Source organism: Prevotella sp. CAG:592, from assembly GCF_000436015.1.
Lineage (GTDB): Bacteria > Bacteroidota > Bacteroidia > Bacteroidales > Bacteroidaceae > Prevotella > Prevotella pectinovora.
In genome coordinates this window covers 1-14,807 of the sequence record NZ_FR892507.1, presented here as the reverse complement: position 1 = coordinate 14,807, position 14,807 = coordinate 1, and the positions used below count along the sequence as shown (strand labels likewise).

Here is a 14,807-nt window from a genome sequence, read left to right as displayed (position 1 = left end):
TTCAGACGGATGTCGCTGACGAAAGGTTTCTTCAGACTCAGAGTGACACCGCCAGTGAGACGGGAACGCTGGTGGTCGTTCACTGTCAGTTTGCCCATCTCGTCTACCTTGCCGTCGAGATAGCGCTTGCCGTCGCTGTGGTCGCTCATATAGTCGTAGCGCAGGAGCGGTGTGACATAGCGGATGAATCCGTTGCCTGTCGGAATATCATAGCTCACGAACGAGTCGAAGGCATGGACGGCACGGAAGGCATCGTCGGCATAATGTTTATAGAGATACTCAGCCTCAACGTGCCAGCCTTTGGAATGCCAGTAGGCACCGGCGTCGTACATATTCACAGCCACATTGTCGGGCTTTATCTTCTGAGTGCTCAACGTGAGGTTGAAGCCATGAGGGAGAAAGAACTGTGCCTTGGCGGAGTAGTTCACGCTCTTGGTCCAATAGTCTTTCTGGTTTGTCAGTCCGGAACCATTGAAGAGTCCTGCCTCCAGCACTACCGGTATGCCGACATTGAAGGAATAGCCCACGGCGCAACCCACGTCACGCACGTTGCCCACCTGCTTGGCGATGAAGGAACGGTTGGCGAAATACTGCTGGTGTGGCGAACGGTGGGCGTCGATGGTAAACGGCACACGGAACTGACCGAGAGTAAACTGCAGTCCGCTGACTGGTTTCAGCCGTGTGTATGCGTCGAGCATCTTTATCTTGCCCTCATCGCAAAGATCTATCTCCGCCTTATACTGGATGATTGACGAGAGGCTGCCGTCAACGCTGATTCGGGCATTGCGCACTTCGAAGCGTCCCTCTGCCTCTTCGGTCTGGTATTCATACTTGGAGCGTATCGTACCGTGGACGTTTACGGCAGATGGTTTGTCCTTCTCCTCTTCTGTCTGAGCCATTGATGTTCCAGCGAGAAGACAGAACAGAGCTAAAGCTGTAATCCTTGTTTTCATTTCCATTATTTGGATTTGTTCATTTATCCTTTCGTTTCCGGTTGCAAAGGTCATGATTCAAGATTACTGGGAAATGTCAGATGCATTACAATCCCGTTACAATATATTGTCGCCAGACAGAGACAAAGAAAAGTGTAAACGCAAAATGGGATGCAGCAAACTGATTGCCACATCCCATCTTTGCTATGTCAATAAGGTATTACCTTAGAAAATCAGGTATCTCCTTATCATTTCTTGCTGTATTTCTTGCCTTTCTGTATCACGATGCCCTTGTACTCCTTGCCAACCTTCTGGCCAGAGAGGTCATACATCGGAGCGTTGAGGTCGAGAGCGCCGTTGGCAGAAACGCCGTTGATGCCGTCGAGTTTAGGAACGTCAGCCTCATTGATATATATATAAGGTATTTCAGCAGCGAAGCGCAGGTATGCACTGCCATGTGGCACCTCGATATCATCGGCTGTGGTGAACGCCACCTTGTCGGTTGTCGTTCTGCCCAACGTCCATACAATGTTCTTCTCGTCAGCCTTTGCCTTGTAAGCCTCATCAGCGGTATTGATGAGCAGGTTGGTCTCCACTGCCTCGGCGTCAAGAGCCACGCGGGCGGTATAGTCGCCGGCGGCAGCAACGAGGATGACACCAGTCTTGGCTGGCACCTTGGCTACCTCTGCCATCACCACGTATGCAGCATCGTTCTTCATCTTCACTTCAGTAACGACATAAGCCTTCAGTCCGTCGCAAACGGAGAAGTCGAGTGCCTTGTCGGAGCTATAAGCGAGGTATCCGCCCTCTGGCATCACGATGTCTACGGTGAGTGCCTTCAGTTCTACGGTACCGAAGTCGTAGTCGCCTGTAATCTCTACAGAGTCTGTCAGAGCGTATGGCTCGTAACCTTCAGCCTCGAAAGCGAACATGTATTTTACGTCCTGTGGAAGAGCTACCGTGAACATACCGTCAGTATCGGTAGTCAGCTCTGTCTCCATTCCGTAGGTGTTCTTTGAAGTCACCTTCACCTTTGCACCGGCAACAATCTCATCACCACACTTCACCACACCGGTGACATTGGCGTTCGGCTTGTCCATGGCAATTTCAGCCACGTTCACGTCGTCGTTCTCAACCACCAGCGGTTCTGCAGCGGTGTAGTCATTGAACTTCTCGCAGGTTGCCTTGAGAGTGTAGCTCTTTGAGTGGCGCACGGCGTCAAACTTGAATGTTCCATCCTCGGCAGTTACTGCCTCAAGAGTCTCCTCTGCATCATCGGTCAGAGTGACCTTAGCTCCGGCAAGAGGTGCCTTGCGATAGGTCACGAGACCAGACACGGCTACATAAGTCTTAACGAGATTGATATCCTTTGTCAATCCGGCAGACACGTCAACCGGTTCTGTCTCAGCATAAGCATCGAAGCCCTCGGCAGTGGCTGTAACCACATACTGCTTGTCGCTCTGGAATATGCTCATTGTATATGTACCGTCCTCGGCGGTAACCGCGGTGTAATAGACCTCACCGCTGGTGAGCTTCACAGTGGCGTTGGCAACAGGTTCCTCTCCGCATGTCACCTTACCGGATACCGTGACAGGATCGGCAGTGACACCGAATACTGCAACAGGAGTCTCGCAGTTGGAGAACGAATAAGATGAAGTTCTCTTGTAGTAAGCTGTCTTATAGTTTGTGTCCAAGTCGTAGTTCACCTTTACGTAGGTGTTGCTCTGAGCATGGGTACGCACGCGGATTGCCTGCACACCGTCCCAGACGATAGGCTCTTCAAGTTCTATCTTTGTGATGAACGGTTCGTCGGTCTTGAATGAGAAAGCGGCATCCTTGAAGAATTCCGTCTTCTGCATTCCGTCTTCCTTCTCGCTCGGTGTGTATGTAGCCTCATCGACTGCTCCCACACAAGCATAAGCGTTGAGGGTCTTGTAATCCTTGTTAGTCAGCGGTGTTCCGGTGTATGTGATATAACTGATCTTCTGTCCTGCAGAGAGACCGAAGTTCTTCAGCATGTCTGCCGGGTAGAGGATGTCGGTGTCGGCACCAAGCGCGTTGTCGGCATTGAAGAAATAGAACGGTACGTTGTAGTCCTGCTTCAAAGCCTCACCTACCACGATGTCCTTGCTTGCCGTTTCCTCGCTGACAGTAACGTCGACTGCGTCGGACTTCAAGGTAAATCCGTCGGCAAGGCTCTTGAACTCAATGTATACTGGGAATGTGCCCACCTCATGAGGAGTCATGGAGAATTCGAAAGTAGCTGTGCCTGCTACGGCAATCTCAGGTTTCTCAACAGCCTCGCAGACCTTCTCGCCGTTGACATAGAGGGCAACCTCATAAGAGTCGGCAGCCTCTGCCAGAGCGTTGAGATTATCCAATGTAATGCTGGCTGTATAAGTGTTGTTCACCATTCCCTTGGCAGGAATCTTCTGCTCCTTCAACACGAGGTCGTGGGCAACGTCGAGTTTCTGGAATCCGTAGATGTTGTCGATACAGCTATAGCCGGCAACGAAACCGATATAGTAGTCACCGGCAGGGATATTGTCGATTACGAAGGTTGAGAGCTCACCGAATGTATATGTGTAAGACACGGCACGTGTGCTACTCATCTCCGTACTGCTGATATTCTTGGCGAGAGTCCAGTTGCGGCGGTCTGTAGAGTAATAAACCTTCAGATAAACACCGTCGCCGGAGGTGTTGAAGTATGTACGTGCCACATCAACGGTCATCTTCTCTCCCTCTGCCACACGGAGCAGAGGAGTGACGAACTTATCCTCAGAGTTCTGAGTGCCGTTGCTCAGGAAGTATACGTTGTCTTCAGAAGAATAGTTGCGCTGTGCTATCTTCCATGAGCCCTCGGCGTATGAACCGGCAGGGAGTTCCTGGTTCTCGAAGTCTACAAAGAACTTAGACGGGTCGAGCACTGTTCCTGACACTCCGAAAGAGAAGTCGTCAAGTCCGGTAGCCGACAGTGTCACGTTGCCGCTGAACACTCCTGTAGTGGCTGCGGTGAGAGTGAGGTTGAAAGTCGACATTTCGTGAGGCGCGATAGTGAGAGGCAACTGCAGGTCGGTAGTGAATCCGTCTGGAACCGTCACTCCCGTGACTACGAGCGGTGCTGCTCCTGTGCTCTTGATTGTGAACATCTTAGAGGTGGCAGCCTGCACCATGCCGTAGGCAAAGTTGTCTGTCGTCGCCACCTTGTCGCCGTCGCTTGTGCGCAGCTCCATGACGGGAGCGTATGGCACAGCCTCATACCACTGTCTGTTTGTGCTTACAGTATTTGACACGTTTTCCTTCACGGTATATCCGAGATAGCCGCTGTATGTGGCATAATCGGCAGTACCGGAAACGGTGAACTCTGCTGACTCGCCAGGAGCAAGTGTCTGGTCGATGTCTGTAGTTCCGAGAATGCCGTTGTCTTTCACTGCTACAACAGAGAGGCTGTAGTTCTCGTCGCCAGGATTCAGCGTCACGTCACCGTTGTTGGTGACGGTAGCCTTAAGCTCGATGGTGAAATGTCCGGTAGGGTCGCAATCGATGCTATAGCCTGTGTTCGAAGCCTTCGTCACACTGGTGATCTTCAGCGAACGGGCCAACTCCTTGTCCACCTGCTCGGCTGCAAAGTCGTCGAGATATACTTGAGAAGCGCGTATTCCGATATACTGGCCCTCAACGGCAGGGATGTCTACCTTGACATACTCCGAAGTGGAGAGCGTTGGGATGGTGACGCTCATCTTGTCGCCTCGCACGAATTTGCCTGTAGTGGCATCCTTGGTCACCTTGTAGAAGGAGATGCTGCCACTGCTATAGACTTTTTTCACATAGATGCTCGAAGTTCCTGTCACGGCAGGAGTAACGAGCAAGTCATTCACGGCCTGCGAGTTTGACCATGAACCGATAGTCTGGTCTCCAACTTTCAGAGCACCGGTACCGCCAACGCCCGCAGTAGTAGAATAGGTGTATGTAACCCAATAGGTTTCCCATTCCTCATTGTCGTAATAGCTCTCGGCAATATGGCCCCAACCTGAAGCCGCCTTGAACTCATGGTCGGTCACATCAATAGACGTGTTGAAATCCATCGTGTAGTTTTGCACTACGTCAGCATTCGCCACACCGGTCCCCCACAGCAATGCCATGAGAAACGACAATAAATAATTCAAGTGTTTCATAAGCGAAATATATTAATTAGTTGTAGTTTATACGTTCCCAGTTGCAAATTTATAGTTTTTAAACCATATACGCAACACAAAGTCAGACAAATATGTAATATCGACGTTATTTTATCACAACTTTATGAGTTTTGCCATCTTTTCTGACGACAAATATTCCGCTCGGGAGTTTACCGTCCCCTACTTTCATGCCATCAATGGTATAGACACCGTCGGAAGCATTGTCCGCGGCTGACGCCTCAACGCTCTCAATGGCATTCACCTTACCGTTAAGCGTGGTGCTCATGGCATTGGTTACGTCGGCTTCAAGTAAATTACTGTCGTCCACGGTATCGAAATACCTTGTGGCAAGTGCCACCACGCGCATATCGTCAGCTTTCCACATCTCTGGCAACGTGAAGTTATAGGTGGTCTCATACTTGCCGTCCACGATGTTCACCTTGTCGCCTACAGAAGAGGTGAGATACGTACGGAACACCTGATTGTGGGTATAGTTGTTGTCTGTCACCACTGTGTTGCCGTTCAGCACCTGCTGAGTGGACTTCACATTGTCTTCGGTGAGCATCAGCGTTATGCCGAGGTTGCCAAGGACTGAAGGATATTCGTCTACCACGTTTCCCGACACTGTGACAGTGAGCTTGCGGCTGGCATCATCGAATGTCGGCTTCAGGTCGATGCTTGCAAACGAAGGATTCTTGTCGGCCTCGGCAGCGAGCATCTCCACCGACTGTGCCGCGATGTCGGGCATTATCATGATGTAGTCGTTCACGTCGAAGGCGACGTATGGCTCTGCCATGAAATAGAAGCGGTCTACAGTGAAGCACGGATAGGTGTAGGCATATAGGCCGAAGAGATAGTCTGAGGACGGATCATTCAACGGCTCGTTCTCACGGTAGATATTAACGAGACAGATGTTGTCTTTGGAGTTCTCGCCGCTCATGTCCTCATTGACGAGGGCTGACTGATAGCTCTGCTGACTGTTATACTGCTCCACATAATGCTTCTGACGCGGCAGCGACTGGGTGTAGACAACAATGTCGTTGTATATCATCGATGCTGCATCTTCTGCCGGAGTCTCACCGTCAATCTTATCTACGAAGAACTTTATCTTATGGTCGCCCGACGAGAGGTTTTGCGGAAGGGCGAACACCTGTTCCACACTGCCCGTAGCACCGGAGGCGACTGCCTCGGTATGGTCGATATACTGCGGCTCTTCATTGTCGATGCTGTAGCCGATGCGCACGGAATTGATTGCCTCAAGACCCGTGTTGCTGAACATCACGAAACCGTCAATCTGTTCACCCGGCTTGTGATACTTGTTGCCGGTCATCAGATTCTGCAGCTGCACTGCCTTTGCCGGCAGATTGCTGACATCCAATATGAGCTGCACACACAGGTTGCCGAGTCCGTCGATGTTATAGAAAGCCCCTTCTTTCTCTATCAGAGAAGCGTTATCGTTGACTGCCGACGAGACGTCGAAACAGAGGGCTCCAGCTTTGTCAGCCACCATATCCTCCGTCTCGTTGTAGGCAAAGCCGAAGAGCAGCTGCTCGCTGCCGGTGATGGTATACTCCTGGGCGGTGTTGAAACGCACCTCGTTCCATCCTTCTGCAGTGCGGCGAACGGTACTGCTGACGAGTTCCGACGCCTTGCTGTCTACTATATTATATAGGAATGCCGATGACTTGCCTATCGACTGGCTGAGGGCGAAACGCATTCCGACTATCTTGCAGCCGGCATAATCAGACAGAGTGGCAGGGGTTATTATGGCACCCACCTTGAACGTGCCTGCCTTGCCCACATACACGCCTCTTGTGGTGATGCTGTCGCCTTTGACGTAGCCGAGCGTACGCTCCGTTGCCGACAGGACACGCTGCGGACGCTGGCCGTCACCGTCGGCCGGCAACTCTCTTACTGTGGGTATGCTGATGTTCCGCAGGGTACGCATGGAACCCAAAGTTATTTCCTGTGCTCCGCAAAGTGACATCTGCAGCAGCATCGCTGATAATATCGCTATTCTTTTCATGACTTTACAAATATAATGTGAAACAATTGTCAGAAGCGCACCTTCATGACCTTCTCTCCGCTCTTCACCACATACACGCCCTTAGGCAGTGATGATATAGATGTGGCGATGCGCTGGCCTGAGAGGCTATACACTTCGGCATCGGCTGGTATTGCCTCAACGGAGGTGATGGTGCCGATGGAGCTGACTTCTATGTTGTAATAACCCTTTTCCGACACCGCACCCTGATACACTGCTTCTATGGCCACGGTGTGTGTGCCTGCCGTGATTCCGCGGAGCGTGAACTCCGGCGTGGTCGGCTCGCCCACCTTCTCTGAGTCGAGATATACGTTGTAGTTGACCACGTTGCCATAGTCCACCGACGAGGCGCTGCCTGCTGCCGGACCTACCTTGAAGTCGTCGAGCTGGGCAAAGAAGGTGTCGTATGAGATATAGTGTATGCCGATGCGCACTTTCTTGCCTACATAGTCTGTGAGCGGAGTGGTGAATACCGACCACTGGTCGGACGGCATCTTGGCTGCAGTGCTGATCTTCACGAAATCTGTAGGGTCATCGCTGCCCTCTGAAACGGCAAACTCCAGTGTCTCCGGATAGGTATCGGCATAGCTCTTAGCCGTAACCTGCAGTTCATAACCGTCGTAGATTGTCAGCTCCGGCGAGATGAGCCATTTGTCTGCCTGACTTGACTGTGGGGAGAAGAAGATGACATACTTGTCGCCGGTGGGGGCATACATCGCCTTGTCTGTAGGCACCATTGCCGGTTCGGTCTTGGATGGATTGAACACCATAGGAGGTATTGCCGTAGGACTTGACTGAGTGCCTGAACCCGGGAAGCTGATGATATAGCCGGCAAGACTGATTGGATAAACCGGCATCTTGTCGTTGTCTATAGTCTTCCATCCTCCGAACTCTCCTGTAGCGAAGTCGGCATAATCCTCAAAACTGTCGGTGAAGCCGAGGTCCTGGTTCCATTTCAGCTGAGCCGTCTGCGTACCGTCGTCGGCGGTGGTGAGGTCGGCGGTGATGTTGTATGGCGTGATTACATTGTCTTCGAGCGTCAGGTCATACTGTGCATCGGCGGTCAGGTCGATGTTTACCGACTGCCCCTTGAAGGCGCCGCCTCCGATATTCATGAGATACTGCCCTTTAGCGAGTGCCTTGAACGATGCCTTGCCGCCGGCAACGACAGCGGTATATGTCTCGCCGCTGGCTGTTGAGAGCATATTCAGCTTCTGTCCGTCGGCAGTGAGCTTGCTGTTTGAAGATACGGTGAAGTCTGCTGCCGCATATCCGTCGTGGTTCACGTCTATCGTCGTGGTCACCATCTCACTCTCTGTCATGAGATATTTCGCCTTCACTCCGAAGGTGTGGGTGCCGGTTGCCACATCATCTATATTATATGTATATCCGTCAGTGGTGGCAATCAGCGCATCGTCCATATACACCTCGAAACGCTCGTTGGGGTTGGCCGGCGAGAATGCCGCCATATCGGATGCCACTCTGTGCGCCTTGGCTGCGAGCTGCTTTGCCGCCGCCGGCTGGGCTGTATAATCCGGCTGACCCACATAGAAATTGTCTACCATCAGCATGAAGGCTCCCGTAGTGGAGTTTGCCTCACCTACATAGCGTATGGCTATCTTCACTTTCTTGCCGGCATACTGCGAGAGGTCGTACTGCATCTCGTGCCATGACTTGTAGTCCACGCTCTCGGCATTGCCTTTGGTGAGGAGGGTGAAATCTGACTGCACCGGACTGTCGGTCTGGGTGGTGATATATACAAAGAATTCCTCGTTATACTTGTCGGCTGCCTTGGCATAGAAACTGAGGATATTGTCGGTGCCCACGGTGATTTCGGGCGATATGAGCCAGTCGTCGTTGGCTTCACCGTTTGCGGTGCGCACGAAACCTACATACTGTTTGCCGTCATAAGGACGGAGCACCGGGTAGGAATACCACCATATAGGATCTACTTTGAGGGGATTGATGATCTGTGCATACTGCATCACGCCTCGGTTGGGATAGTCACCAGTGAGCGGTGCCGCCATGAGATGGTCGCCGTCGATACCGGTCCAGTCGCCGAAGGTAATGGTGAATGGATCATAGCTCTCGAAATCATCGAAGAATGCCGGTGCTTCGGTGTTCCATGTCAGCGCCACGCTGTTCTTGCCTGTGAACGGGTCTACATTGAGCTTGGCGTTGAAGGCGAACGGCTTGCGTGTCTTCTCCACCAATGTGAGCGACACGTTTTTCTCGGTTTCACCGTCGGCGATGTTGAATGATGTTGTTGCCGGTTCATATCCGTCGCGTGTCACGGCAACGGTGTGGTTTCCGGCGTATGCCTTCAGCGTGGCCTTGCCCTCGGCATTGAGGGTGACGTTTGAATATGCCACGTCGTAGTCGGTCTGCTTCACGCTGACCGGCTGTCCGCTGAGATTCTCGCCTGTAGTGGCGACAACGGTGATGTTCAGCGTCTTGTCCTTCTTCTGTGCGGATGCCGGGAGGATACTGCCGAAGAGGACGAAGAGAAACGTAAGGAGTAGGATATCTTTTCTCATATCGCGTTGTTTTTCGTTCATATTGTTTCCTGATTATCTGCCTATACCATAGCGAACTGCGGTTGCGGCAAAAAATGCGGGAAAATAAAAAAAAGGTAACGGGGTGTCCCGCCTGCTGGGGCGGGACTGTTACCCATTACCAATACTAATTTTCAAAGATTTTTATTTAACAGTTACCTTCATGGTCTTCACGCCGTCGGCGGTCTGCATCCTTACGACATAGATGCCGTTCTCGAGCTGGTCGAGTGTCTGCATTCCGGTTCCCTTGGCGAGCTGCGATCCGTTCAGAGAGTATACTGTGACTGCAGCGTTCTGTGCGTCTTCAGCACTGATGCCCTGGATGTTGCTGCCTTCTGCCGGCACGAAGTTGGTGAACGTGAAGTCGTCGTAGAATGCCTGGAGAGCAAATGTCGCGTTGTAGTCGCGCACTGCCACGTAGATGTCCTTGCCTGCGTATGCAGAGAGGTCGATGACGTAGTGTTTCCAGTCTGCACGGTCGAGGAACGGAATCTCCTCAAGCGGCAATACCTCTGTGAACTGGTCGGTGCTGCTGTTGCCTGTCTCGCTGACGAGCACTGCCACCTTATGCTTTGCTGATGGCAACACGCTCTGCAGACTCTCCAGGTTGCGTGCCCAGAAGTCGAACTGTGCGCCTTCTCCAGCCTTGAGCTTCTGACTGATAATCCAGTTGTCGCCCGTGATGTTCTCCGACAACGGTGTTCCAGCCATGAGCACTGCGTCGCCTGATATTGGAGCGATGCCGTTGTGGTTAGGACGCTCGTAGACGATGGTGAAAGCGAAGACGCCACCGCTCTCCGGACATTCTGTGCCGTAGTATGTGAAGCGTGATGTTGCAGCTCTGTCCACGTCAATCATTGTGAAGTCTTTCTTCCAGTTGTGGTCGAGGTCGTTGTCCTCGAATGAATAGTAGTAAACGTTGCTTGCCAACGCTGTTCCCTCAACTGGGAGCGAAAGGGTGTAGCCGCTCTCGAATGTCACTGTGAGGTTGTCGCTTACTGTAGAAACGGCATCCTTGGCATTGAACTGAATGTTGAACTTCTGTCCCTCGCCGGCTGCTATCTCGTCGCCTGCCTTGATGGATGTCTCGAAGTTGCCGGTTGCGAACGTTGCGCTCTTGACCTTCAGCGTATTGGCTCCCTTGTTGATGAGTGTGAAGATGTCGCCGGAATTGGTTGCCATGTTGTAGTTCACCTTGCCTGCGTTCCATCCGCTCTTGTTGAAGATTGCCTTGTCGCCTTCTTTCTCTTCCAATACCACATTGTCGAGAGCTCCGCCTGAATCCTTGCCGCTGTAGCTGTAGTGTGTCCAGCGGAACTTCACTGTCTTGCCTGCGTATTCTGCGAGGTCGAACGATTCTCTGATCCAGTAGATCTTCTCCTTCGCCCAGTCTGTTGACATGTAAGAGAGTTCTTTCCATTCACCGTCGGCATAGATTTCGAAGGTCAGCTTCTCAACGCCGTTGTTAGGCTCTATGTTTACTTTCTTTTCAATGCCGCTCGCATCTGCCACGAGGTCTGTAGGATGACGGTCGCCCCAGTCAAATGATATTGCCATGGTCTTGTTGGCAGGGAGCTTGAACTCCTGTGTAGACACTGAGATATGCTCGCCGTTATTGAGCCATGTGGCATAGAGGCATGGCATTGGATTGCCTGATACTGTATTGACGCTCCATTCGCGGTTATACTGCGACTCGCCTTCTGTGGTCCAGCCTGTCGGCAGATTGTCGCCACTGAAGTCCTCGGTATATGGATAGTCGGCAACCGAAGCGTCTTTCTGTGTGGTGAAGCGCCATTCCGGAGATTTCGTTGCCTGGCCTGCAGCGTTGTATGCCACTACCTTCCAGTAGTATGTAGTCTCATAGTCGGCTGTAGGGAGTGTATAGGTGAGCACGTTGCCCACTTTCTGTCCGTCAATCACGTTGTAAACGCCTTCTGCTGTTCCCACGTAGAGGTTGTAGCCCTCAGCGAACAATGCCGGTGTCCATTCGAGCTTGATGTCCTTAGGATAGATGTCTGTTGCCTTGTCCTTAGGTGTCACCACCTTGCAGGTGTCTGGCACGCCGTCCTGTCCGTAGAGTGCAGGAAGGAGGATACGGTCGAGATAGAAGTTGCTGCACTCCGGCACGTCGCCGTCGTTTGATGTCACGCCGGTGTTCACCCAGCGCACGTATGAGTTGTCTGTTCCTGTGCCGAGGTCAACGGTCTGTGTCACCTTCACGTTGCTCTTGCTGACATCTTGGTATGGGAATATCCATTTCTCGGTCCATGTCTTTCCGCCGTCGGTAGAGAGTTCCACCTTGATGTCGTTGCTCTGGTATGTAGTACCGTCTTCGCTGGTGAAGTCGTTGTAGTATTCGAATATCACCTTGCCGCCATTGGTGAGGTCGAGGCGTGGCGTAGTGATGTAATTGTCCTGCATGTCTACGCTTGCCACTGCCGAGCGGTCGCCCTCAAGGGCTGTAGATGTTGCTGACCATCCTGAGTTCTTCCATCCTGCCGGTGGGAAATATGCCTCGAAGGTTTCCTCTGTCATACCGTCGGGCAGCATTTCCTTGGTTGCCTTCAGGGTGATGGTGAGGTCGCCGCCATTGGTATGGAGCACCACGTCAGCTGACGATGGACTGGCAAGCGAAGCGGTATACGACAGCTGGAAGTTGACCGCATCGTTCTTGTCGAGGTTCACTGTGGTAGGGTCGAGTGTCATCTTAACGCAGTCAGGCATGTCGACGCCTGTTATCTGCAGACCCTTCTTGCCCACGTTGGTGAGGGTGAACTGCTTGGTATAGAATTTCTCTCCGAGATACATCTTGCCGTAGTCATAGCTCGTGAGGTTGAGCTTGCCCACTGGTGTAGTGGCTGGAGTGAACTGCTTCACGAGCACGTTGTCCAATGCCATGGAGTTTGAATTGGTGGTGAGCATCTTGTACACAAAGGCGATCTTCACCTTCTGGCCCTTCCATTCGCTGAGGTCGAGCTTGCTTGACTGTGTCTGCCAACCCACGAAGTTGGTCACTCCGCTCTCTTTCAGGTCTTCTGGATTCTGGATGGAGAATATCGTCTCGGCATTGGCGAGGTCACCGTTTTTCACGATGCGCACCTGCAGGTCGTACAGGGACTCGGCACTGAATGCCACCTGCGAGGTCTTCCAGTCGAAGCTCAGCTGATAGGTGTCGTCGAGGTCGAGCTCAGGTGTGAGCAGGATTTCCTCTCTCGGTCCGGCGCCGTCGGCACCCGAAAACATCTGTCCGTCGCAATATGCCACGTGTTTACCGGATATCGTACCTTTTTCAGAATAATAGTTGGTCCATTTATACTGGGGGGTCTCGCCGGCGTAGGTGTCTACCGTTGTCCACCCTTGGCCGCTGGCTACAGGACGCGAGAATGGAGTGTCGTCTTCCGAAGCTCTCACATAGTCGGTCTCAAAACCCTCGTCGAGCAATACTTTCTGTGCGCTGACGCTTACAGAAGTAGCAAACATTGCCGCTAACAGCATTAAAGATTTAAACTTTTTCATTGGCTTTGCTTTTTGGGATTATTATTGTTATATCTATTTCATTAAACACATATTTGTATATAGTGGGAATAATATTTGTGAATCAATCACCATACTGGTTGTTCCTTTCTGCCGACAACTGACTTCTTGTATCATCGTGTCGTTTCATCGGCAAAAGTAATAAAAAAACTCACTTTTTGCTAACATTTTATGCGAAAATACGGCAGGCAATCTATTAAAATACAATTTGTCGCATTAATTTGTAATGCAAAAGATACAAAATGGAAGATTTTGCATGACCACCGCCAATAAAGTTACGGATTAAAATCAGTCAGAGAGAAATAGTAACAATGACAATCATAACAAGCATATAAAAATTAAAAAACCTTAGACAGGACACACAATGCCTTGCCTAAGGTTTTCTTGTTCGCGTCCGAACAAATACTACATGTTATTTAATCATTACCTTCAATATAATTTATTCATTTCTGCTAAAAATGTACTTGGAAATATTATATATTATGTCTGTTTTTTCTCTTTTCATACTGACTGTCATGACCTGTTCGCAGTTTCGCGTCGTGGAGGAATGGAATGTAAAAGACCAGATAACCTCACTTGACCGGCTTTTCTACGTCAAGATGCATTTTTGAAAGACTTTGGATGAAATGTCTGGATTGGGTTAGCAATTGACTTTCGACCTTAAAAACTATGAACCTATCATTTGTAGTCGTTATGACTATAGAGATTAATGAATAATGTAACGGCTTGTGGTGCCGGTTAATAGTTGTCTCTAACGGGAGAATCTGTCATTATCGTTGACGCTCCCACAAAAGTTGATTTCACGATTTCTTGTCCTTTTTGTATGCTTCCGTCAGTAGTATCGTATGTTTCCTTTAATTAAATTATTACTATGTTCCTTGTTTTGTTATTACGCTTGCAAATATATTGCTTTATTTTATTTTCACAAAACAATATATCACTTTTTTTTGTGCTTTTTGAAAAAATCGCAAAAATATACGCTTTTTTATTATACAACGCCTCAATTACATTATATATAGGGCAATGTAAATGCAAAATTGCCGTTTTGCTACAGAATGTAAGGAAGCACCCTGTTCTGCTTAAATGATATACAGGGATAGCAAAGCCAAAGCTACATATTGAAAGAAAGAGGATTGAACAAATATTGGATATTTTATCACAAAGAAATAACAAAGTGTCACTTACAAATTGACTGTATACATTCGGAATTGGAAAAAGATTGACAATAACATAGAAAACGGACAAAAAGAAAGAAAAAAGTAAGTAGATAAATCATTACCCTGCTCATAATAAGAAACCAGAAGAATATCATGCAAGAAGTGGATGGCAGCCAGACGAAAAAACCATAACTTGTCTTGACCATTGCTACAGCTCTGATAAGTTAGGACCTCTTGCCTGGTATGACTTCGTAACATACAAACTAAAATCACTTGATTGAAAAACTGTTGGAAAATAAAAGTTTTTTCCGATGAAACCGCCAATTCTTAGATCACAATCAACTACTATGGCTTGCTTTTAGAAGGTCGAAATATGATTGTCTTTTAACCCAAATCGGTCGTTAGGGCTT

Annotated in this window: 5 protein-coding genes; all 5 read right to left on the bottom strand. The window is 50.1% G+C overall.

Annotation, left to right across the window (positions count from 1 at the left end):
- The coding region (locus QVO99_RS01580) for a porin (protein ID WP_288176864.1) at positions 1-953 on the bottom strand (953 nt) is incomplete at its 3' end.
- A 227-nt stretch (positions 954-1,180) separates the two neighbouring features.
- On the bottom strand, positions 1,181-5,107 hold the full coding sequence (locus QVO99_RS01575; RefSeq protein ID WP_022315835.1) for a carboxypeptidase regulatory-like domain-containing protein: 3,927 nt from the start codon (positions 5,105-5,107) through the stop codon (positions 1,181-1,183).
- Between the two features lie 106 nt (positions 5,108-5,213).
- Positions 5,214-7,133, bottom strand: a complete 1,920-nt coding sequence (locus tag QVO99_RS01570; protein WP_022315834.1) for an Omp28-related outer membrane protein — start codon at positions 7,131-7,133, stop codon at positions 5,214-5,216.
- A gap of 29 nt (positions 7,134-7,162) precedes the next feature.
- Positions 7,163-9,709: a choice-of-anchor J domain-containing protein gene (locus QVO99_RS01565; RefSeq protein ID WP_288176862.1), complete on the bottom strand. Its 2,547-nt coding sequence runs from the start codon at positions 9,707-9,709 to the stop codon at positions 7,163-7,165.
- Positions 9,710-9,850: 141 nt separating this feature from the next.
- Positions 9,851-13,222: a T9SS-dependent choice-of-anchor J family protein gene (locus tag QVO99_RS01560; protein WP_022315832.1), complete on the bottom strand. Its 3,372-nt coding sequence runs from the start codon at positions 13,220-13,222 to the stop codon at positions 9,851-9,853.
- Positions 13,223-14,807 lie beyond the last annotated feature (1,585 nt).

What these genes read in the sequence shown, in the direction of transcription:
- QVO99_RS01575 (WP_022315835.1), bottom strand. Translation starts at nt 5,107, where the DNA reads ATGAAACACTTGAATTATTTATTGTCGTTTCTCATGGCATTGCTGTGG.
- QVO99_RS01570 (WP_022315834.1), bottom strand. Translation starts at nt 7,133, where the DNA reads ATGAAAAGAATAGCGATATTATCAGCGATGCTGCTGCAGATGTCACTT.
- QVO99_RS01565 (WP_288176862.1), bottom strand. Translation starts at nt 9,709, where the DNA reads ATGAACGAAAAACAACGCGATATGAGAAAAGATATCCTACTCCTTACG.
- QVO99_RS01560 (WP_022315832.1), bottom strand. Translation starts at nt 13,222, where the DNA reads ATGAAAAAGTTTAAATCTTTAATGCTGTTAGCGGCAATGTTTGCTACT.